Source organism: Enterovirga aerilata, assembly GCF_013044135.1.
Lineage (GTDB): Bacteria > Pseudomonadota > Alphaproteobacteria > Rhizobiales > Beijerinckiaceae > Enterovirga > Enterovirga aerilata.
The window spans coordinates 91,959-112,893 of record NZ_JABEPP010000006.1; the positions used below are offsets into that span (position 1 = coordinate 91,959).

Here is a 20,935-nt window from a genome sequence, read left to right on the forward strand (position 1 = left end):
CCGCCCGGTGCATGCGCGCCCTCCTGACGCTGATCGTCGGCGTTATCCTTGTTCTCGCCGCGGAGCCCGCCTGGGCCGCCTCGGACCGGAGAATCGCGCTCGTCGTCGGCAACTCGGCCTATCGCAAGTTCCCGTCGCTTCCGAACCCGAGGAACGACGCTGAGGACGTCAGTGCGGTTCTGAAGCGCGTCGGCTTCACGGTGCTCGGCGGCACGGACATGACGCGCGAGCAGATGCGGGACAGCCTGCGGCAATTCGCCCGCGCCGCCCAGGACGCAGAGGCTGCCCTTGTCTTCTACGCCGGGCATGGCCTGCAGTACCGGGGCCGCAACTACCTCGTTCCCGTCGACGCCAAACTCGAGGACGAGTTCGATCTCGAATACGAGACGGTCCGGGTCGACGACGTGGTCGAGGAGCTGAACCGGGCCGACGGGCCGCGGATCTTGGTGCTCGACGCCTGCCGCAACCTGCCGCTTTCGACCCGCAGCCGCGACCCCTTCTCCTCGACAGGTCTCGCGAAGCTCAGCGGGCGCGGCCTCATCGTCGCCTATGCGACGCAGGCGAACCAGGTCGCCTATGACGGCACCGGCCGGAACAGCATCTTCACGGGCGCCTTCATCAAGGCCCTGCCGGAGCCGGGGCTCGACGTCGCGCAGGTCTTCCAGCGCGTCAGCATGAACGTGGATCGGGTCACCGGCGGGCGGCAGACGCCGGAACTCTCGCTCTCCTATCCGGGCCAGTTCTACTTCAACAAGGGCGAGACCGAGCGCGAGGCGTGGCCACGGGCGCGGGCGAGCAACGACCCGCAGGTTCTGCGCGATTTCATCGCCAAATACCCCAACAGCTTCCTGGTGGACGATGCCAGGGACCTGATCCAGCGCCTCGAGGCCCGAGCCCCTGCCAGGGCCGACGGCCCGGTCATCGCGCAGGCGGAGCGCAGCGTCACGGCCCAGGCCGAGCGCGGCGGCGCGCCGCAGCCGGAAAGGGCACCGACCCTCCAGCTCGCGCGTCGCCCGGAGGACCTCGCTTCCGCTCGCGCGCGGGAGGAGGCCGAGCGCCTCGCCTGGCAGCGCCTGCAGGAGGAGCAGGAGCGTCGCGCCGAGGCGCGCAGGCAGGCCGAGCGCGAGAGGCTGCTGGCGGAGGAGCAGGAGCGGCAGCGGCTTGCCCAGGAGGAGGAGCGGCGGCGTCAGGAGGCGCGTCGGGCCGAGCAGGAGCGGCAGGCCGAGGAGGCGCGGCAGAGGAAGCTCGCGGAGGAGCGGGCCGCGGCCGAGGCGCGTGAGCGCCAGCGCCTGGAGCGCGAGGCGCGGCTGGAGGAGGAGCGGCGGCGTCAGGAGGCGCGCCGGGCCGAGCAGGAACGGCAGGCCGAGGAGGCGCGGCAGAGGAAGCTGGCGGAGGAGCGGGCCGCGGCCGAAGCGCGCGAGCGCCAGCGCCTGGAGCGGGAGGCGCGGCTCGAGGAGGAGCGGCGGCAGGCGGAGGCGCGCAGGCTGGAGCAGGAGCGGCTGGCCGAGGAGGCTCGGCAGAGGAAGCTCTCGGAAGAGCGGGCCGCTGTGGAGGCGCGCGAGCGCCAGCGGCTGGAGCGGGAGGCGCGGCTCGAGGAGGAGCGTCGGCAGGTCGAGGCGCGCAGGCTCGAGCAGGAGCGGCAGGCGGAGGAGGCTCGGCAGAGGAAGCTCGCCGAAGAGCGGGCCGCGGCCGAGGCGCGCGAGCGCCAGCGTCTGGAGCGGGAAGCACGGGTGGAGGAAGAACGGCGGCAGGCCGAGGCGCGCAGGCTGGAACAGGAGCGGCTGGCCGAGGAGGCGCGGCAGCGCAGGGTGGCGGAGGAGCGGGCCGCAGCAGAGGCGCGCGAGCGCCAGCGGCTGGCGGAGGAAGCCGCTCGCCGCGAAGACGAGCAACGGCGGGTCGAGGCCGCCCGGGCCGAGCAGGAGCGCCTGCGCCTTGCGGCGGCCGAGCAGGAGCGGATAAGGCTCGCGGCGGCCGAGCAGGCCGAGCGCGAGAGGCTCGCCTGGCAGCAATTGGAAGAGCAGCAGCGCCGCCGCGCGGCTGCCGCTCAGGCCGAGGCCAGCGCGCCGGTTGCGGCCGCCCCGGCGGTGCAGACGGCTGTGGCCGCGCCGGCAGACGGATCGGTCCAGACGACGCTCGACGCCCTGAAGGCCCCTCGCGCCGCTCCCTCGGCGGCTCTGGTGCCGAGCGCCGAAACAGGCGCGCCTCCGGGCGGGCAGAATCCGGCTCAGCTGCGGCTTGCATTGAACGACCCGACGCAGCCTCTCGCTGCCAGTCCGGCCCAGCCGAGCGCCTTTCCGAAGGCGGTCCTCGACCAGGACAGGCTCGTGCGCGAGACCAAGGCCGAGCTCGAACGCATCGGCTGCTACGACGACGAGCCGGACGGGACATGGGACAGGGATGCCCGCGACGCCCTGCGGCGGTTCGGCCGGCAGGTGAAGCTCTCCCCGATACCAACGGATCCGAGCCCGGAACTCCTCGAGGATCTCAAAGGACGTCCGGCGAATCTGTGCCCGCTGGAATGCGGGGCCGGCGAGCGCGTGCAAGGTGACCGCTGCGTCGCAATTGCCCGGCCCGAGACCAAGCCGGTGCGGCGCCGCGAGCCGAAGCCGCGCGCCGTCGCCCAGGAGCGGCGCACCCCCGCTCCGGAGCCGCGCGCCGTGCGGCCGCGTCTGGCGCCGGCCCAGGCGCCCGTCTCCACCGCGAGCGCGCCGAAACCGGCCGCTCCGCGGGCGATTATGGGCGTCGGGTTCTGAGCCCGGCCCGGCGGACGGACCCGATGTCTTCCGACATCGTCCGGGAAGCGGCCTGCCTTCGGCCGAGCGTGGGGCCGCCCGATCGGCTGGTTCCGAGCGGATATCCTCAGTAGTCGAACCGCGTTCCGCCGCGCGCCGTGACCTTCAGGAGGTCGCCGCAATTTCCGATCGGCGCGCCGGATGCTCCCGTGCAGGCGAGCACGTCGTTGACGAGGACCCGGCCGATCTCCGGGCAGGCCGCCCCGTTGAGATCGAAAGGCACGACCTTGGTCCGTTCAGGGCGGATATCCGGGAAGGTGAGGCCGATGCGGCGCGTGATCTGGCCGCCCCCATCGAAGATGAAGGTATCCAGGCGGAGCTCCTTTACCCCCTCCTGCGTGCGGTTCTCGACCACGAAATAGGCCCGGCAGCCGCCGCTCCCCGGCTCGAGCTTGTTCAGCTCGAGCGTGATCGAGGGAGCGGCACGCTTCGGGTCGGGGGCGCCCTGAGCGAGCGCGGGGCCAGCCGAATGAGCGGCGAGAGCGAGCACGGCGATAAGGCGGGCGGTCAAGGCGAGGCTCTCCGGACAGAGACGGGAGGCTGGAAGAACGGCGTGCTTCCTATCACGCGATATCTCGCGGCAGAACGCTGCGAGAGCAGAATCTGGGCGGGCACTCAGCGCTGCCCGGCTTCGGGCTCGTCCTCGTAGCGGTAAAGCTGGCCCCACTCGGCCTGCCAGAGGTTGTCCGGGTCCATGACCACCATCGGAACCTTGAACTCGTTGGCGAGACGGACCGCTGACCGGAAAGCCTCCTTGAGCGGCAACTCGCCGCTGGAGAAATCCTTCGGCAGCCGCCCCTGAGACGCCGAGCGCGGGCATTCGATGATCCCGTATTGCTTCTCGCCCTCCCGCCCCAGCACCAGGGTCATGGCGTCCTCGGCCCGCTCGTCCACCTGCTCGAAACGATTGCTGGTCATGGTCCCGCCTTTCGGTACCTCACCCTGTGCGGGCGAGCTCGCTTCAGCCGCCTCTTGGTCCTCGACAGCGCCTTGCCCGCCGGAGAGAGACAGGGCCTTCGCCTCGGCCGAGACGATTGCCGGCCCGTTCTCTTCCACTGGATCGCTTCTGGCACGGATGGAAACGCTGCCATAGCCGTAGATCCCCGCGCCGCGGCGGCGAACGCGCCTGGCTCAGCGGCTCTGCCACTCGCTGCCGAGATCCGCGATCGATTCCCAGGTGTCCATGGCGGCGAAAACAACCGGCAGGCCCTTGGTGGCGACCCGCGCCGCCGGCGCCGCCGTGGCGCGCAGCCCGGTGCTCGCCATCCGGGCCTGGTTTTGAGCGATCCTCCGCTCCAGCGATTTCCGGTATTTTGAGCGCGTCGCCTTCTCCAGGCTGGCGGAGAGGCTGCGCACCTTGCCGACGGCTTCCTGGAAGAGCTGCTCCTGGACCGTCAGCGCTGCGGCCGCCTTCTCGGCGCCGCGGTTCGCGCCCTCCTTTGCAAGCTCTTTGCCCTCGTCCCAGGCGACAACCCCGACATCCTTGCCCTCGGCGACGTTCTTGGCCGCGGACTTGGTCAGGCTGAACACAAGCGAAATCCCGCCGGCGGTCGCCGCGAGCGTCACCCCGCCTACGGCCGCCGCGCCGATTGGCGCCCAGGCGAGGAAAAGGCAGCTCCCTGCCTTCACGGCTGCCAGCGTGTTGATGGAGAAGCGCAGGCGGTTGTCGATGGCCGTGTTGATGGTGCGCGCGGCGGTGAAGTAGTTCTGCACCTCGGCCAGCGCTCGCGCCTTCTCCTTCTCGAGCACCTCGAGACAGCCGGCTACCTGGGCCGGGCCCTTGCCCGACTGCTCCAGGATGTCGGCGACGTATTTCCGTGCGAAGCGGTCTCGCTGGCTCTCGATCGCACGCATGTCCTGCTCGACGCTGGCGAAGCCCCCTTCGCCCGTGCAGGCCATGATCAGCGCGTTCATGATCCCGTTATCGGAGAAGCGCCCGAGCTTCACGCTCGTGCCGAGCGCGGCCGCTTTCGCGTAAGCTACGCTGTTCGCGAATCCGACCATTCGCCTGAGATCGTAGGCGGCGACGTTGTGCCTTTTTCCCCCGCTCTGCGCCATTTCAGTCCCCAGTTCGATGGTTGATGCGGTTCGCGGATCAGGCGGGGCTGGGCGCGTCCGGCCGAGGCTCGTCGACCGGGAAGGCCGGTAGGTCTTTGCCGAGAGGGCCCGCAATGGCAGCACCGTCCGGCAGCTCTCCCGTTCTGTCGGAGTCGTCATTCCCTGGAGCGGGCTCCGAAGACGAGGAGATCGGCTCCGGATCCGTCGACGATCGCCACGAATAGGCGAAGTGGCCGTCCCTGACGGTGACGCGCGCTTCCGTCAGCTCCTCCTTGGCGAGCGAACGATTCAGGAATTCGCGCGACAGTGCGGGCAGCAGCGTGTTCGTGATGATGTTGTCGATCATCCGGCCGCCGGAATCCGGGTCGTTGCAGAGCGACACGATGTGATCGACGACCGCATCGTCGTAGACGAAGTCGGCATCGTGGTTCTCGCGGATGCGGCGCCGGATGCGGTCGAGCTGCAACCGGACGATGCCGCCGAGCATCGAGGGCGAGAGCGGGAAATAGGGTATCGTCACGATGCGCCCGAGGAGCGCGGCCGGGAAGACCTTGAGGAGGTCGGGCCGGAGGGCTTGCGCCAGGGCGTCGGGGTCGTTGCGGTAGCTCGGGTCTCGCGACAGGTGCATGATCAGATCGGTCCCGACATTGGAGGTCAGGATGATCAGGGTGTTCTTGAAATCGATCCGCCGCCCGGTCCCATCCTCCATCACGCCCTTGTCGAAGACCTGGAAGAAGATCTCGTGGACGTCCGGATGCGCCTTCTCGACCTCGTCGAGCAGGATCACGCTGTAGGGCTTCCGCCGCACCGCCTCCGTGAGCCGTCCGCCCTCGCCGTAGCCGACATAGCCCGGAGGCGCGCCCTTGAGCGTCGAGACGGTATGCGCCTCCTGGAACTCGCTCATGTTGATGGTGATCATGTTCTGCTCGCCGCCATAGAGCGCTTCGGCGAGGGCGAGCGCGGTCTCCGTCTTGCCGACGCCCGAGGGCCCGACCAGCATGAAGACGCCGATGGGCTTGTTCGGATTGTCGAGCTTGGCGCGGTTCGTCTCGATACGCTTAGCGATCATCGACAGCCCGTGCGACTGGCCGACGACGCGCCGGTTCAGGGTCTCCGGCAGGCGCAGGACGTTCTCGATTTCGTCCTTGACCATCCGGCCGACCGGAATCCCCGTCCAGTCGGAGACCACGGAGGCGATCGCCTGCTCGTCCACATGGGCGTAGATCATCCGCCGCTCGGGATCGATCTCCTCCAGCGCGGTCGACCGCTCCTTCAGGGCCGCGCGCACGTCCTCGGCCCCGTTCGGGACTGCCGCATCGGGCTGGCCCGAGCCATTCGGCTGCCCGGCCGCCTTGGCGATCGCCTCCCGCAGCGAGCGGATCTCGTCGACGATCGCGGTCTCGGCCTGCCACTCCGTCTCGAGCTTGGCGAGCTTCGCTTCGAGATTGGCGATCTCGCCTTCGAGCTCGGCGATGCGCTCCTCGTCTCCGACGCCGAGATCGCGGTCCTTGATGAGCGCCTCCCGCTCGCCCTGGCGGGACGAGATCGCGACGCGCGTGTCCTCGATCGCGGCCGGGATTGCCGTCTGGCTGATCGCGACGCGGGCGCAGGCCGTATCCAGCAGGCTCACCGCCTTGTCCGGTAGCTGGCGCGCGGGGATGTAGCGGGAGGAAAGCGTCACAGCGGCCACGATCGCCGCATCCGAGATGCGGACCTTGTGATGCTTCTCCATTTGGCCGGTCAGCCCGCGGAGCATGTCGCAGGCGGTCTCGATCGAGGGCTCGTCGACCTGGATGGGTTGGAAACGCCGCGCGAGCGCCGGGTCCTTCTCGAAATAGAGCCGGTACTCGGCCCAGGTCGTGGCGGCGATCGTCTTCAGGGTGCCGCGGGCAAGCGCCGGCTTCAGGAGATTGGCCGCGTCGCCCGTCCCGGCCTGGCCGCCGGCTCCGATGAGCGTATGCGCCTCGTCGATGAAGAGGATGATGGGGATCGGCGAGGACTGGACCTCGTCGATCACCGAACGGAGCCGCTGCTCGAACTCGCCCTTCATGGAGGCGCCGGCCTGCATAAGCCCGATATCGAGGGCGCAAAGGCGCACCCCCTTGAGGGCCTGCGGGACGTTCCCGGCCGCGATGCGCTGCGCGAAGCCTTCCACGACGGCCGTCTTGCCGACGCCGGCTTCGCCCGTCAGGATCGGGTTGTTCTGCCGCCGCCGCATCAGCACGTCGATGAGCTGGCGGATTTCCTCGTCGCGGCCGCGAATGGGATCCATGTCCCCCGAGGCGGCTCGGGCGGTCAGGTCCTGCGAGAAGCGGTCGAGCGCCGTCTGTCCTTTCTGGCCGGCGGCCTCCGCGCCGGGCGTGCCGGCCGCGATCGCGCCGGACCCGTCCATGGGGCGCAGGTTCTCCTCGTCCGACTTCGACCAGATCCCGCGATGCTCGGTCGCGAGTGCATCGACTGGGATCTTCGAGAATTCCTGGCTGGTATTGACCAGCGCGCGCTTCAGCTCGTTCGATTTCAGGATGGCGACCAGGATGTGGCCCGACCTGATCTGCGTCTCGCCGAAGAAGAGCGTGGCGTAATGCCAACCTCGGTCGAGCATATCGACGACGGTGTTCGAGATGCCGGGCATCTCGGTCTCGTTCTTGCGGAAACCGTCCACCACCCGAGCGATGTCGGAGAGGAGCTTGCCGCGATCGAGCTTGAACCGGTCCGCCGTCAGGGACAGGTCGGCGTCGTTCTTCTGCAGAAGATGGAAGAGCCAGTGCGCGAGTTCGACGTTGCGGTTGCCGGCGCTCTTCGCATGCCGGAGCGCCTGGATGAAGGCTTCGTAGCCGATCCGGTTCAGCTTCCCCGTGACCGTCTCGAGACTGATATCGGCCATCGCCACCCCCTGTTGTCGGCTCAGGCTCGCGCCCGGCGTGCCTCGGCGATCCGTTCGGCAGGGCTGAAGCGCGCGTCGCGCCGGAAGCCTTCGCCGGGAGCGCTCTCCTTCTGAAGCCAGGTCGTGTAGCCCAGCCTGCCGAAGCTCCCCAGGCAGACTGACTTCACCTCCCGGGACGGCAGCGCGAGCTCGAGATCCCAATCGAGCTCGTGGCCGAGATAGAAGAATACGAGATCGGCGACGGGTTCGCACCTGTCTCCACTCGGCAGGAAGCGCTCGTAATCTGCCATGTTCTTGGTCACGATGCGCAGCCGGATCTTGTCCTCGACGCTGAAGACGCTCGCCCCGACCAGGAGATCGATGCCGAGGCGCGCATGTTTCTGGCCGAGGCGGGTGCGGTCGGCCGGGTCGAAGGGCAGGTAGGCGCCGACGAATTCCTCGATCTCGACATCGACCCTGAAGAGGCCTGCGATCGCGTTCTGGAGCCGGGTGGCGGATTTCGCCTTCGGGGCAAGCAGGCCCGCATAGGCGAGCTTCGCCGCGTCCGGCACCGAGTCCAGGTCGCGATAGACGGCCGAGCCGAGCCCGACCGCGCTGCCGACATAGGCCGAGAAGCGATCGAGATCCGGCCGGTCGTGCTGGGCGATGGGGCGGGAATCCGCCCAGGCGCGGAAGAAGAGCTGCAGGAAGCGGTTGTTGAAGAGGTCGAGGAAGCGCGGAAAGGCGTCGTCGCGTGCGAGCCACCAGCCATAGGCCTCGCTCGTGGTGGCGAGCGGGAGTGGTCCCTGCGGCCCGAGCAGCCCCAGGAACTTGACGAAGAGCCGGATGCGGCCCTCGCGATCCTGGTCGACGCGGCTGATATTGGACGGGGGAAAATCGAGGAACGGATCCTCCCCGAGCGCCACGTATTCGTCGCGGATCGAGGCGCTGTCGCCGATCCGCGGCCGCCCGGGGAAGCTGCGCTCGATCGCGCGCAGGGTCGCGAATAGGTCGTGGGCCCAGGGCTCGCGCTCGAGATCGACGCGCAGCGTCACGGCCGCACCTCTGCGCGGGCGGAGACTGAAATCGCGGTCACAGGAGCCGCCTCGATCCGGCGCGCGGCGGCCAGCGGATGATCTCCCCTCGCTCGACGGTGCGGATGACGGTCTGGGTGAAGTGGTTGAGCGATGCGTATTCCGCGAAGAAGCGATCGAGGATCGCACCGAGCAGGAAAGGGCCGGTTCCCTCGAAGGCCTTCTCGTCGAGCGTCACGATGATCTCCGTGCCGCGCGCCGTGCCGGTGCCCGCCCGCTGGCGCAGCCGGCGCACGACCGCGCGGCTGTCAACGCTGCGGATGCCGCGGATGCGCCGCTCGGTTGCGGAATCCGTCAGGTCGGCGAACAGCGTCAGCATCTCGCGGAGCGCCCGCGCGCCGGCTCCCGCCCCGCGCTGGACGATCCCGAGGTGGTTCAGGCTCAGCATGTTGATGAGCCGCCACGTGACCGCGCCCGTATGCACCGTCTCCGTCCGGCTGCGGATCTGGGCGACGATGGGCTCGCGCGGCAGCGTCGGCCCGGAGACGCACATCACGTCGAGCGTCGCGTCGTCCGCGAGCCGGAAGTCCGCGCCGCCCTCGCCGACCGGCAGCTGCTCGGGCAGGTGGCGATTGGAGCAGAGCGCGCGGATGCTGAGCTCGGCGACGCGCGGATCGGTATCGATCCCGGCTGGCTCCAGCAGGGACAGGAACATGTCGGTGCCGGTGTAATCCGAGGTCACGCCATAGGTCCGCTCGCGCGTGGAGCGTCGGCGGGGAAGGCGGCGGATCGTGTAGAAGAGCCCGGCCTGGCCGTTGCCGTTGCCCGAAGCCGAGTAGAGCGGCTGGACCGGCACCTTCTCCGGCCGGCCGGCATAATGGGCATGGACGTCGAGAACTCGGTGCAGCTCGAAGTCGAGATAGCGGCTGCGGTCGGGGATCAGGTGGTATTCGTGCTGCCGCGCCCTGACGGGCACGCGGTCGAGCTGCATCTCGAAGAGGTTCACGGCCGGCGCGGCATAGAGCGCGAAGGCGGGAGTCTGTACCGCCGAGAGAAGCCGGCCGTTCACCTCGTTGAACGTGAAGAGGACGTCGATGCTCTTCGCCTTCGCCTGCGCGATCAGAGGTGCAAGGCCCGTGAGGCGGAAGGCGAGGAACTTGCGCGGGAACATGAAGTATTCGCGCAGCAGGTCGAAGCCCTCGAAGATGCGCCCGTCATTGGGGATGAGCGCCTCCTCGCGCGCGAACCCGACAGGTTGCACGCAATCGGCCGGCGCCTCCAGCACCACCGGGTCGCCGAACTCGTCGAGGAAGCGCAGATGAACGCCGACCCGGTCGGCGAAGATCTGCTCGCAGATCGCGACCGCGTCGGATTCGGGCGCGAGGACGTGGACAGGCAGCTCGCGCAGCCCGCAGCCGGCGAACCGTGTCGCCGGGTCCTTCGCGGCCTCGTTGTCCGTGGGCTCGTCTTCGGGGCGTGAAGCGGCACGGTGCGTGAGCGAGAGCCGCAGCCCGGAGGCGACCTCCGGGCCGGTCGAGAGGCCGAGCGCCTGCAGCGGTCCTGGACTTCCCAGGTACTCCGCCGCCGTGATGTCGAATGGCCAGAGCGTGATGTCCGTGGCGAGCCTGTAGCGGCAGGCGACCCGGCGCTCGCGCTCGCGGTAGGTTGCATCGAGATAGGCACCGCGCGGAATGCGCCGTCCCTCCCGCAGCCCGGGATCGCCGTAGGGCGGCTGCACCCTTGCGAGCAGGGCCGAGGGTGTCGGGGCCAGGTAGTTGGGGACGAGCTGTTCGAGGAGGTTGCTCGTGAATTCCGGGAATTCGTGCTTGAGCTTCAGCTGAACGCGGGCGGCCAGGAACGCCGCGCCTTCCAGCAGGCCCGCGATCATCGGGTCGGAGCGGTCCTCGACCAGCCCTCCGAGCCGCTCGGCGATGCCGGGATATTCCTCCGCGAACTCGCGCGCCTGCTCCTGGAGGAGCTTCAGCTCGCGGTTGTAGAGATCGAGGAACTCCCGGTTCATGTGGCCGAGATCGGCCTGCGCCGTTCAACCATGCCATGCCGGCGGAGCCCTGCCCGGATCATCTCGCGTTCGCCCTGCGGATCGGAGCGGCGGGTGTCACCACCTCGGTTCACCGGCGCTTGATGGTGATCTTGCCCGTGTCCCGCTCCAGGTCGGCGACGAACTCGACGGGGAGGTTCAGCGGGTCACAGTTGAGGTCGGCACGCACAATGAACCTGATCTTGAGCTCGTCCGCGGTCACGCTCCGGTCGCGGAGGACCTGGATCGATCCGGGTAGGAGGCGCGGCTCGTAGGTCCTGAGCGCCGTCTGGATCTCCTCGCCGATATCGTTGACGCCGATCTCGTCGATCGTCCGATGCACGACGTCCGCGAAGCCGTAATTCAGGATCGAGCGTCTCACCGCCTCGTGCTCGTCGAGCTTGATCGTGGCATCGAGATTGATCGTGTTCATGAGGTTTTCGAGATCCTCCCCGACCGCGCGCTGGAGCGCCGCTTCCGACATCGTCGCCCGGCCGGTCGCACGACGTCCGGCGACGACGCGCTCGCCGGCCTCGTCGCGCTCGTCGATGCGCTGCTTGGCATCGCGCTCCTCGAAGGCCTGCCGGAACGCCGCCATGAAAGGCGTCCGCATCCGGGTGGACTTGCCTGGACCAGCCATCGCAGCTTCACCCTCTCGCCCGACATCACGCGGCTCCAGAGGAGATGCCCCGAGCCCGCGACCCGTAAAACGAAAGCGCCGCTGCTGAGCGGCGCCTGGTCAGCCCGCCTCCTGCGGAGAGCGGGCCACGAATGAAGCAGCGAGCGAGCGCCCGCCGCCGCTCGTCACGCCGAGGTGTTCTTCTGGATGTCCCCACTTGGCCTCGATCTCGGGGCCGGCGGAACCGTCCTTGGCCTATTGCTTCGCTGCCGGGAGGCGGGACACCAAGCTCATCCCGATGTCCATGCCCTCAAGCTGATAATGCGGCCGGAGATAGAACTTGGCCGTGTAGTAGCCCGGGTTTTCCTCGTCCTCGAAGATGTCCACACGGGCATCGGCCAACGGCTTGCGCGCTTTGGTCTGCTCGGTGGAGTTGGCGGGATCGCCGTCGACGTATTGGTTGATCCACTCCTGCAGCCACTTGGTGAGCTGCGCCTTCTCCTTCGTCGAGCCGATCTTATCGCGCACCATGCATTTGAGGTAATGGGCGAAGCGCGACACCGCGAACATGTAGGGGAGGCGCGAGGACAGATTGTCGGAAGCGGTCGCCTCCACGCCCTTCTCCCCGAAATAGGCCTTCGGCTTGTAGAGCGACTGCGCGCCGATGAAGGCAGCCTTGTCGGAGTTCTTGCGGTGGATGAGCGGGATCAGGCCGGACTTGGCGAGCTCGGCCTCACGCCGATCACTGATCGCGATCTCGGTCGGGCATTTCATGTCCACCCCGCCGTCATCGGTCGGAAAGGTGTGGGTGGGCAGGTTGATCACCTCGCCGCCCGATTCCACGCCCCGGATGCGGACGGTCCAGCCGCATTCCTTGTAGGCGCGGTTGATGTTCACTGCCATCGCATAGGCCGCGTTCATCCAGGCGTATTTCTCGCCCGAGTGACCGTCTGTCTCCTCCTCGAACGCGAACTCCTCCACCGGCTCGGTCTTGGCCCCATAGGGCAGGCGGGACAGGACGCGCGGCATGCACAGGCCGACGTAGCGGGAATCGGGATTGTCGCGCAGCGACTTCCAGGCGGCGTATTCCGGCGTGTCGAAGATCTTGCCCAGGTCGCGCGGGTTGGTGAGCTCGGTGAAGCTGTCCATCCCGAGCAGCGTCGGGTCTGCGCCCGCGAAGAAGGGCGCATGCGCCGCGCCCGCCACCTTGGAGATGTCGCGCAGGAGCTGCACGTCCTGCGGCAGGTGGCTGAAATAATAGTCGGCTACGAGACAGCCGAACGGCTCGCCGCCGAGCTGGCCGAACTCCGCCTCGTAGATCTTCTTGAAGATCGGACTCTGGTCCCACCGTGCGCCAGGGAAGAGCTTGAGGTTGCGGGCGAGCTCGTTCTTGGAGACGTTCATCACCCTAATCTTCAGAGTGGAATCCGTCTCCGAGTTCATTACGAGGTAGTTCAGCCCGCGCCAGGCGCTCTCGACCTTCTGGAACTCCTCCGCGTGGAGGATCTCGTTCACCTGAACGGTAAGCTTCTCGTCGATACGCGCGATCATTTCCTCGATCGTGTCGAGGACATCGTCCTTGATCAGGCTCGTGTCCGAGAGCGCCTGCCGGACCAGCGTGCCGACGGCGTTCTCTACCTCGGTCGCCGCACGTTCCGTGCGCGGCTTGAAGCTCTGCTTCAGAAGATTTGCGAACTCGTCGGCTTCCGCCGTCTCGACGACTGCGCCCTGGCGTTCGGCATCGGCAAGTTGTGAAGACATGTTCGCCTCGTCAGATTCCGTCTAGCCTGGGCGGCGGCGCGTCGGCGCGGTCCGCTCCCCGACACGCCTCGGCGGCGCCTCAGGCGTCCTTCTCGGCGCCGTCTTCGCCTCTCTTCTCGGCCATGCGGGACTCGATCGCCTTCATCAGGTCGGGGTCCTTCAGCAGCGCCTTGAGCTGGTCGGATGCGGCGACCTTGCCGTCCATGTAGCGGAGGAGGTTCGAGAGCTGTTCGCGCGCCTCCAGGAGTTTCGCGAGAGACGGGACCTGCCGGGCGACGGAGGCGGGACTGAAATCCTCCATCTTGTTGAAGCGCAAGGCGACCGAGAGCTGTTCCTTCGAGTCCGGATCGAGCTTGTTCTCGACGCGGAACTTCACGCCAGGTTGGATGGCGGCCATCCTCTGGTCGAAATTGTCCATGTCGAATTCAGTGAATTTCCGGTCGGCGATATCCGCCTTCTCGACACCGGGATCGTTGCCGGAAAGATCGGCCATGACGCCCATCACGAAGGGCAGCTCGATCTTCTTCTCTGCGTCGTAGGGATCCTCGTACGTGATATGCACGCGCGGCGGGCGGTTGCGCTTGATGAACTTCTGACCCGTGTCGGCCATGGTCCTGCCCCCGCTGTCCCGCCGTGGTTACGACCCGGCGGCCTTGTTTCGTGCCGTTCTGTTTCCGGATTGTGTCGCGGTCCCAGAAAAAGTCGCCCGACCTTGATCCGGAACTCCCGTCTCGGGGATTGAAGGCGAAAACCACCCCCGCGTCAACGCGATATCAACCTTCATTCCGACCTGGGCACGAGGTCGGGCAAGACGTCCTTAAGAATCGTCATGAAATCGCGATCGATCATCCCGCGCGCCCGCTCGGTCAGGAGCGGGATAGGGCTGGATGGTTCGGCCGAACGGTAGAAACTGCTGACCTGATCGAGAAGAGACGCGGCATCGGCCCGGCTCTTAACCTCGATGAGCGGCCGCGCGGGCGTATCCTCGCTCTCCGCCTGTTCTGTCCCGGCATTCTCCGTTTCGTCCCTCCCGCCGGCTCCCTCGCTCTCGTCCGACGACCAGGAGGACCAGCCGCCGTCGTCAGAGTTCTTGGCGGGCTCCTCCGCGGCCCAGGCTTCCTGCGGGTCGGGGAATTGCTCGAAGCTAAGGCCGAACAGCCTCTCGGCTCCGAGCTGGATCCGCGCCTGGTCAGCGTAGGCCGGCACGAGAATGCGGACGACCTCCGGGAAGGATTTCCCCATCAGCCTCTGCGCCTGCTGAACCAGGATCGCGGCGGGGTTCGACGGCTCGAACTGCCGAAAATAGCCGTTGAGCGCAGCGAGGGCGTCGCGGACGTCGGCCAGGCTCGTCACACGGCCGCTGGCTATTGCGGGGGAGGGGGCCGGCCCGGCCCCGGCTGCGGCGGGGAGGGCGCCTCCGGACGTCCCGGATGCGGGCTGGGCGCCGCTCGGGTCGCGTGCGGCGAGCGCTCCTTCCACCGCCTCCAGCATCTTCTTGGCGAGGGGCGGCAGCTTCTCGAGGATGGCGGCCTGCTCGTAGCCCGCCCGTTCGATGGTGATCGCCTGGATCGCTTTGGCCCCGTCCACGATCCTGCGCAGATCGGCCGCCGTGGCCTGCAGGAGCTCGAGCTCGGCCTCGCCGAAGGCGCGCTCGACCGTTCCGCGATCCACCGCCGTCTCGTCGTCGCGCGGCTTCATTTCGCCGTTCGCGACCATGATGGACCGATAGCTGATAGGGCCCGCGCGCCGGCTCACCACGAGGGGGATGTGCTGCAGCGGCAGGACGACGCTCGGGTTGTCGTCGAGCGCCTGCAGGACCGCAACCCTCAGGCTGTAGTCGCCGTCCTCGCCCTTCGGGTGCACCTCGGCCCAGCGCTCGCGCAGGAGCGCCGCCACGGCCTCCATGCAAGACGCGAAGCCCGCCAGGTCGCGGTTCAGCGCGAGCAGGCGACCATAGATCGTGAGCAGGCGAAGGTCCCGCGTCTCTCCGAGCAGCCGGTCGAGCGTCTTGAATTCCGACCCGAAGTCGATGGTCGACCTGTCGAAGGGCTGGAGGCGGCCCTCGTCGTCCCGGGTGAAGAAGGAGGCCGGAAAAAGGCCCTCGGCGCGCGCTACGAAATTCGCGAAATCGGGATCGCCCTCAAGGTCGAGGTCCGGCCCGCAAGGATCGGTGGCCGAAAGCGGCTCCGTCAGGACCGCTAAGCTATGGGTCGCCATCCGAGGCGGGCTCCGGCACGCCCTGCCGTAAGCGGCGGACGCTGCTCGCTCGAACCTCTACTCGGTGCGAAGCCGCGTCTCCACCCGGCGGTTCGTCGAAGCCAGCGGATTGCCGCCGATCGGTTTCTGCTTGCCGTAGCCCTTTGCCTCCAGCCGGGCGGTGTCGACGCCTTGGGCCGTCAGGTACTCCACCACGGCATTGGCGCGCCGTGTGGACAGATCGAGATTGAACTCGTCGCTCCCCTTGCCGTCCGTATGCCCCTCGACCAGGAAGGCGGCGGAGCCGAGGCGCGGGTCCTTCAGGGCCTTGGCGAACTCGTCGAGATTGCTTTTCGCCGCCTTGGTCAGCGTCGCTGAATTGTACTCGAAATTGACCACGAGATCGAAATTGCCGGCCGGTTTCGGCTTCGGAGCGATCGCCTTGGCGCATTCGCTCTCGGTCCCGATGCAGAGCGCGCGCGGCGGGCCGAGATCCGGCTGCGGAGCGAAGTGCGAGACGATGTCGGACGCCTTGTAGGCCGGTCTCGGGTTTGCCTGGGCAAAGGCGCTTTGTCCCAGGCCAGCCGCCGCAAGGGCTGCCAGCGGGAACAAAATCTTACTGCACATCGCGAGTTGCCCGAAAACAGCACCTCGAATATGGCTGAGGCATTCCGCCGCGTCAAGCGAGCCGGTTCAGTCGAGAGCGACTCATGCCCGTCCAAATCGACAGCTCCGCGACCCAGGCCAAGAGGATCGCAAAGCTCACGACGCCGCTCGGTCAGGATCGACTTCTTCTGCATCGCTTCGAGGGTGTGGAGGGACTGAGCGAACTCTTCGAATATCGGGCCGAAGCTCTCAGCGACGACATGGATATCGATTTCACCGGCGGGATCGGAAAGAATTGCTCGGTCTCGTTCGAGTCCTACAATGGTGGCCAGCGGCAGTTCAGCGGCGTCCTGACGGAGGCGCAGTGGATCGGCGCGCGCCAGGAGCGCTACGCCTACCGCCTCACGCTGCGGCCCTGGTTCTGGCTCACCGGGCGGATCGCCAAGAGCCGCATCTTCAAGCGCAAGACCCTGGAGCAGATCTTCAACATCGTCTTCACGGATAACGGCTTCCGCTCCAAAGTCATCATGAAGATCCGCGAGGCCACGCAGGAGCTCGAATACGTCACCCAGTATCGCGAGACCGACCTCGCCTTTGTGGCGCGGCTCGCCGAGGAATACGGGATCTACTGGTATTTCGAGCACAAGCAGGACGATCACGTCCTTCATCTCATCGACTCGCTGTCGGATCTGCCCTCGGCCCAGTTCGGCGGAGGCGGATCGGTCCTGCCCTACAACCCGCTGGCCGGGCAGGACCGGCGCGATCGCGAACACATCTACGAGTGGCGCGCCGAACGGCGGTTCCGGACCGGTCGGGTGGAACTGCGCGACTACGACTATATGCAGGCCGCCAAGCGGACGCTCGTCGCCGACAAGGATGGAACCGAGGGCTACGAGCATTCGCGGCTCGAAGCCTATGACTCTCCCGGCCGCTTCACGACCGAGGCGCAGGGGAAGCACCTCGCCCGGGTACGGCTCGAGGCCGAGCAGTCGCTCGATCACCGCAAGTTCGCCTCGGGCGACGCCGTCAGCCTCTATCCGGGCGCGACATTCTCGCTCATCGGGCATAGGGCGGATTCGGGCGAATACTTCGTCGTTCGGGCAAATCACGCCTTCGTGGCCGAGGATTACCGCTCCGGTCCGGGCGGGGACGCGGAAGAGGTCTATCGGGGACAGTACGAGTTCCAGGACAAGGCGCGCCCGTTCCGGGCGCCGCAGCTCACGCCGAGGCCGCGCGTCTATGGTCCCCAGACGGCCTTCGTGGTCACCGAGTCGAAGGGCTCCAAGGAGGAGATCGACGTCGACAAGGAGGGCCGCATCTTCGTGAATTTCCACTGGAATCGCGAGGACAAGAACGATTCCTGCTCGCGTGCGGTTCGGGTGGCGCAGATGTGGGCCGGCAAGCAGTGGGGATGGCAGGTCATCCCCCGCGTCGGCATGGAGGTCGTGGTCGAGTTCCTCGAAGGCGACCCGGACCAGCCGCTCGTCACCGGCGCGGTCTACAACAGCGACTTCCCGTATCCCTACACGCCGCTGCCGGACAAGAAGAACATCTCAGGCGTGAAGACGGACTCCACGCTGGGTCATGGCGGCTACAACGAGTTCATCTTCGACGACTCGAAGGACAAGGAAAAGGTCCAGTTCAGGGCCGAGAAGGACCTCGATTCCAACATCCGGAACACGGAGAAGCGGCGGATCGCCGAGAACTTCAAGGGCGGGAGCAGCGACCCGTCGCGCTCGACGGAGCTCGTTCACGGGACCGACAAGCTCAAGATCAGCGACGGCGACTGGGACGTCAACGTCTCCGACAGCATCAAGATCGAGGCGAAGAAGAGGATCGAGGTAATCTGCGGGACGAGCAAGATCACTATAACTCCTTCGGAGATCAAGGTCGAGGCCGGGCAGATCAAGCTCGAAGGCACGGCCGAGATCACCCAGAACGCTCCGATGATCAAGCTGAATTGAGGCCGAGGAATGTCGCGCCTGCGTTTCCTGACCGCCCGGGAGGTCTTCGAGTCGTTCCCCGGCCTGGCGGACGACATCAGGAGCGCGGCGACCGCGGACGCGCCGACGGCGTTCGTGCGCAATCTTGCGGCGGGGGACACGCCGGAGGATGCGCTCACCTTCTGCGCCTATGCGCTGGCGCGGCGCGAGGCGGTCTGGTGGGGCTGCCAATGCGTGCGCGCGGTCGCGGAGATCAGGCCGGGCGAGGAGGACCCCTCGCTCCTTGCAGCGGAAGCCTGGGTGCGGGAGCCTGACGACGAGCATCGGATCGCGGCGCTTACCCTCGGCAACGAGAGCGACCGGCGCGGGCCGACGCCCTGGCTCGCGCTGGGGGCGGGCTGGTCGGGAGGCAACATCTCGCTGCTCGGCGGAGCCTCGGTGCCGAGCAAGCCCGACATGACGCCCAAGGCGGTCCGCACCGCGATCCTGGTGGCCCTCGCCCGGGTCGGCGCGAAGGAGCGGGCACCGCGGTTGAACTTCTGCGTCGAGGGCGGGCTCAGGCTGATGCAGCACGAGGCGCAAGGCGCCTGACGTCTCAGGCCACACTTTGACGCAGCACTTCGTCGGGCGCGATCGTCGCGCGCCACCCCCGACCGCCTCGTGCTATAAACGGAGCCGGCATGGAGCGTGGTTCTGCGTCGGCTGACCCGTCACGCCATGCGGTGCGGCCGGGATGGGGTTCGGCAAGATGGCGGTTCACCTCACGATCGAGAACGAGACGAGCCTGCCGGACGGGGGTCCGCTGAGCTACACGATTACGGGCAAGCGGGGCATCGATATCGGCCGCGACGCCTATCTCGACTGGTGCCTGCCCGATCCCACCCGCACCGTCTCGGGCAAGCATTGCGAGATCCGCTATCGGGATGGCGGCTACTGGTTGCACGACGTGTCCCGCAACGGCACCTTCCTGAACCGCAGCGCGTCCCGGATGCAGGAGGCGCACAGGCTTCGGGACGGCGACCGTATCGAGATCGGCCGCTACATGATCCTGGTCAGGATCGATGGCGAGGAGGCTGCCGCCGAGCCGTCCGGTAGCGGTGCGGTCACGCCGGCAGCTCCGGCCGACTACTGGAACGCCGCCTTCGATGCGGCTCCGCCCATCTCGCCCAGGGAATTGCGGCCCGCGCGCGAGTCCCGCCCGGTCCAGGCGGATTTCCGGGAATGGGCGATCGACGTTCCCCCGCCATCGCCGGGCGGCTTCGCCCATGAGGCGCCTTCGTACCCCGTACCGCCGCCGCCTTCCTTCGAGGACATGGCTTGGGCGAAAGGGCCATCCGCGCCGCCTCCGCCGGCCGCCCCCGCCGTTCCGATGCCGAGCCCCCGCCGGCCGGTTGCGCCGCCCCCCGGGACCAGCCCGTGGGACGCTCCAGAGACGCCGGTAGCTCCCGCGAGTTGGACGGCGCCGGCCTTCGACCCGCCTCCTCCCGCACCGGCTCCCGACGCTTGGCCGGCGCCTCCTCCTCCGACCTCTGCGGCCGAATGGGCCGCCCCGCCGCTTCAGCCCGTCGCCCCCCCTGCGAGCGACAATCCCTGGGGGCGGCCCTCGCTCGGCCCGGATCGCGCACGCGCCCCGGGCCCGGTGTCACCGGTTCTCGCGCCCGACGCCGAGTCCTTCCCTACGACTTCTCGGCCGGCCCCCGGCTCTCCGTCCGCTGCGGCGGAGTTCGTGGCCCGTTTCGCCAAAGGCGCGGGCGTGCCGGCCGACATCCTCGACTGGCGGGATCCCGGCGACATGGCGGAGGAACTCGGCGTCCTCACGAGGCTTGCGGCCGAGAATCTGAAGCAACTCCTCTCGGCCCGGGCGGAATCGAAGCGCGCCGCCAGGACCGGCAGCCACACTATGATCCAGGCGCTCGACAACAATCCGCTGAAGTTCTCGCCGACGATCGACGACGCGCTGAAGATCATGCTGGGCCGGCCGTCCAGCGGCTATCTCGATGCGAGGCGGGCGCTCGAGCAGAGTTTCAAGGACCTCAAGGTCCACCAGGTGAAGACTTACTCCGCCATGCAGCACGCCTTGCGCCTGCTCATGGAGGACCTCGACCCCGCCGCCATCGAGGAATCGATCGGGGGCGACCGCGGCATCGGCGGCCTGCTCGGATCGAAGAAGGCGAAGCTGTGGGACCTCTATGTCACCCGCTGGGATACGCTGACCTCGCCGCATGAGGATGGCATGGTGGACGCCTTCATGATGTTCTTCGCCGAATGCTACGACCGGGGCGGGGGAAAGACCGGAGGCGGGAGCTAAGCTGCTTGGCGACGTCTTGGGCCGCGGTGTGATCGAAACGACAGCACGCAATGAATTTGCAACCGTGACAGGGCAAAGCTTCGCGGCAAGGTTCCGTTCGGGATGACAGCAGGACCGAACTCCGCTACTCCTTGACGCTCACAGGAGACGAACCATGTCGCGCAGGTCCCATGCGCTGGCGCTGGCGCTGGCGCTGGCGCTCGGCGCCGGCCTGGCCGGTCTCCTCGCCACCGCCGCCCTGGCGCAGGCTCCCGCGCCGAACACCACCGCGGAAGCCCGGCTCGCCTGGGCCAAGCGCCATGTCGAGCTGGTCTGCCAGCCGCTCGAGGCGCAGAAGATGTTCGACAAGGCGACCCGCTGCTACAACGACGTGGCGCGTCTGATGGGTCTGGCCTCGCGCGAGACGACGGTCACGGCAGAGCGTGCGGCTCCGGGCCCGGCCCCGTCCGCCGAGAGCGCCCCCGCTGCCACGAACCACGCAACGCCGAAGGCTCGCCCCGCCATCCGTCCGGCCCCTGTCCGGACCGCCTTAGCGAGGCCGGCTCCGGTCAGGATCGCGGCGGCTCCCGCGCGTCCGCGGCCGGCGGTCGCTGCGCAGACCGATGCCCCGGCGGCCTCCCGCTCGAGCCGCTGCTCCGGCATGAGCTGCATGCGCTACACGCTGCTCGGCGTCGGCTTTTGACCGGCTGAGCCGTCCGGGCCGGCCGAGCGCGCCCG

16 protein-coding genes are annotated in these 20,935 nt (G+C 67.9%); 5 read left to right on the forward strand and 11 right to left on the reverse strand.

The genetic code is table 11. The annotated features are described in order from the left end of the window. Positions 1-11 precede the first annotated feature (11 nt). Entirely contained in the window at positions 12-2,753 is a 2,742-nt protein-coding gene (locus HJG44_RS19880; RefSeq protein ID WP_171220093.1) for a caspase family protein, read from the forward strand. Between the two features lie 106 nt (positions 2,754-2,859). On the opposite strand, the gene HJG44_RS19885 is transcribed toward HJG44_RS19880, so the two are convergent. From HJG44_RS19885 to HJG44_RS19935, 11 genes are all read right to left on the reverse strand, one after another. Beyond that, complete coding sequence (locus HJG44_RS19885) at positions 2,860-3,303, reverse strand: Tat pathway signal sequence domain protein (protein WP_171220094.1); 444 nt, start codon at positions 3,301-3,303, stop codon at positions 2,860-2,862. A gap of 104 nt (positions 3,304-3,407) precedes the next feature. Next, complete coding sequence (locus tag HJG44_RS19890) at positions 3,408-3,710, reverse strand: hypothetical protein (protein WP_171220095.1); 303 nt, start codon at positions 3,708-3,710, stop codon at positions 3,408-3,410. Positions 3,711-3,923: 213 nt separating this feature from the next. After that, positions 3,924-4,796, reverse strand: coding sequence for a hypothetical protein (locus HJG44_RS19895; RefSeq protein ID WP_171220096.1), 873 nt, complete (start codon positions 4,794-4,796; stop codon positions 3,924-3,926). A 91-nt stretch (positions 4,797-4,887) separates the two neighbouring features. Next, positions 4,888-7,734, reverse strand: a complete 2,847-nt coding sequence (tssH, locus tag HJG44_RS19900) for a type VI secretion system ATPase TssH (protein WP_171220097.1) — start codon at positions 7,732-7,734, stop codon at positions 4,888-4,890. A gap of 20 nt (positions 7,735-7,754) precedes the next feature. Further along, a complete protein-coding gene (gene tssG, locus HJG44_RS19905) occupies positions 7,755-8,768 on the reverse strand; it encodes a type VI secretion system baseplate subunit TssG (RefSeq protein WP_171220098.1) in 1,014 nt (337 codons plus the stop codon). Positions 8,769-8,805: 37 nt separating this feature from the next. Then, the gene (tssF, locus tag HJG44_RS19910) at positions 8,806-10,767 is read right to left on the reverse strand and encodes a type VI secretion system baseplate subunit TssF (RefSeq protein WP_171220099.1); all 1,962 of its coding nucleotides are present in this window, start codon (positions 10,765-10,767) and stop codon (positions 8,806-8,808) included. A gap of 109 nt (positions 10,768-10,876) precedes the next feature. Beyond that, entirely contained in the window at positions 10,877-11,383 is a 507-nt protein-coding gene (locus tag HJG44_RS19915; protein WP_171220370.1) for a type VI secretion system baseplate subunit TssE, read from the reverse strand. Positions 11,384-11,659: 276 nt separating this feature from the next. Next, on the reverse strand, positions 11,660-13,165 hold the full coding sequence (gene tssC / locus HJG44_RS19920) for a type VI secretion system contractile sheath large subunit (protein WP_171220100.1): 1,506 nt from the start codon (positions 13,163-13,165) through the stop codon (positions 11,660-11,662). 79 nt (positions 13,166-13,244) lie between these two features. Continuing rightward, positions 13,245-13,775 (reverse strand): type VI secretion system contractile sheath small subunit, encoded by a 531-nt coding sequence (gene tssB / locus HJG44_RS19925; RefSeq protein ID WP_171220101.1) that lies wholly within the window; start codon positions 13,773-13,775, stop codon positions 13,245-13,247. 170 nt (positions 13,776-13,945) lie between these two features. Further along, positions 13,946-15,382 (reverse strand): type VI secretion system protein TssA, encoded by a 1,437-nt coding sequence (locus HJG44_RS19930; protein ID WP_171220102.1) that lies wholly within the window; start codon positions 15,380-15,382, stop codon positions 13,946-13,948. A gap of 57 nt (positions 15,383-15,439) precedes the next feature. Continuing rightward, positions 15,440-15,988 (reverse strand): OmpA family protein, encoded by a 549-nt coding sequence (locus tag HJG44_RS19935; RefSeq protein WP_171220103.1) that lies wholly within the window; start codon positions 15,986-15,988, stop codon positions 15,440-15,442. An 83-nt stretch (positions 15,989-16,071) separates the two neighbouring features. Between HJG44_RS19935 and HJG44_RS19940 the strand changes: the two genes are divergently transcribed. The 4 genes from HJG44_RS19940 to HJG44_RS19955 all read left to right on the forward strand — a co-directional run bounded on the left by HJG44_RS19940 (position 16,072) and on the right by HJG44_RS19955 (position 20,900). Further along, positions 16,072-17,931, forward strand: coding sequence for a type VI secretion system Vgr family protein (locus HJG44_RS19940; protein ID WP_171220104.1), 1,860 nt, complete (start codon positions 16,072-16,074; stop codon positions 17,929-17,931). Positions 17,932-17,940: 9 nt separating this feature from the next. After that, the gene (locus tag HJG44_RS19945; RefSeq protein WP_171220105.1) at positions 17,941-18,501 is read left to right on the forward strand and encodes a DUF6931 family protein; all 561 of its coding nucleotides are present in this window, start codon (positions 17,941-17,943) and stop codon (positions 18,499-18,501) included. 157 nt (positions 18,502-18,658) lie between these two features. Further along, positions 18,659-20,218 carry a type VI secretion system-associated FHA domain protein TagH gene (gene tagH / locus HJG44_RS19950; RefSeq protein WP_171220106.1) on the forward strand — a complete coding sequence of 520 codons (1,560 nt, stop codon included), beginning with the start codon at positions 18,659-18,661 and terminating at the stop codon, positions 20,216-20,218. Between the two features lie 154 nt (positions 20,219-20,372). Continuing rightward, positions 20,373-20,900, forward strand: coding sequence for a hypothetical protein (locus HJG44_RS19955; RefSeq protein ID WP_171220107.1), 528 nt, complete (start codon positions 20,373-20,375; stop codon positions 20,898-20,900). Positions 20,901-20,935 lie beyond the last annotated feature (35 nt).

Bases quoted from the DNA above. Each gene is read 5' to 3' on its own strand.
- tssB (WP_171220101.1), bottom strand. From the start codon at position 13,775: ATGGCCGACACGGGTCAGAAGTTCATCAAGCGCAACCGCCCGCCGCGC.
- HJG44_RS19880 (WP_171220093.1), top strand. From the start codon at position 12: ATGCGCGCCCTCCTGACGCTGATCGTCGGCGTTATCCTTGTTCTCGCC.
- HJG44_RS19890 (WP_171220095.1), bottom strand. From the start codon at position 3,710: ATGACCAGCAATCGTTTCGAGCAGGTGGACGAGCGGGCCGAGGACGCC.
- HJG44_RS19955 (WP_171220107.1), top strand. From the start codon at position 20,373: ATGTCGCGCAGGTCCCATGCGCTGGCGCTGGCGCTGGCGCTGGCGCTC.
- tssH (WP_171220097.1), bottom strand. From the start codon at position 7,734: ATGGCCGATATCAGTCTCGAGACGGTCACGGGGAAGCTGAACCGGATC.
- HJG44_RS19935 (WP_171220103.1), bottom strand. From the start codon at position 15,988: ATGTGCAGTAAGATTTTGTTCCCGCTGGCAGCCCTTGCGGCGGCTGGC.
- HJG44_RS19940 (WP_171220104.1), top strand. From the start codon at position 16,072: ATGCCCGTCCAAATCGACAGCTCCGCGACCCAGGCCAAGAGGATCGCA.
- HJG44_RS19945 (WP_171220105.1), top strand. From the start codon at position 17,941: ATGTCGCGCCTGCGTTTCCTGACCGCCCGGGAGGTCTTCGAGTCGTTC.
- tagH (WP_171220106.1), top strand. From the start codon at position 18,659: ATGGCGGTTCACCTCACGATCGAGAACGAGACGAGCCTGCCGGACGGG.
- HJG44_RS19930 (WP_171220102.1), bottom strand. From the start codon at position 15,382: ATGGCGACCCATAGCTTAGCGGTCCTGACGGAGCCGCTTTCGGCCACC.
- tssC (WP_171220100.1), bottom strand. From the start codon at position 13,165: ATGTCTTCACAACTTGCCGATGCCGAACGCCAGGGCGCAGTCGTCGAG.
- tssF (WP_171220099.1), bottom strand. From the start codon at position 10,767: ATGAACCGGGAGTTCCTCGATCTCTACAACCGCGAGCTGAAGCTCCTC.
- HJG44_RS19915 (WP_171220370.1), bottom strand. From the start codon at position 11,383: ATGGCGGCGTTCCGGCAGGCCTTCGAGGAGCGCGATGCCAAGCAGCGC.
- HJG44_RS19895 (WP_171220096.1), bottom strand. From the start codon at position 4,796: ATGGTCGGATTCGCGAACAGCGTAGCTTACGCGAAAGCGGCCGCGCTC.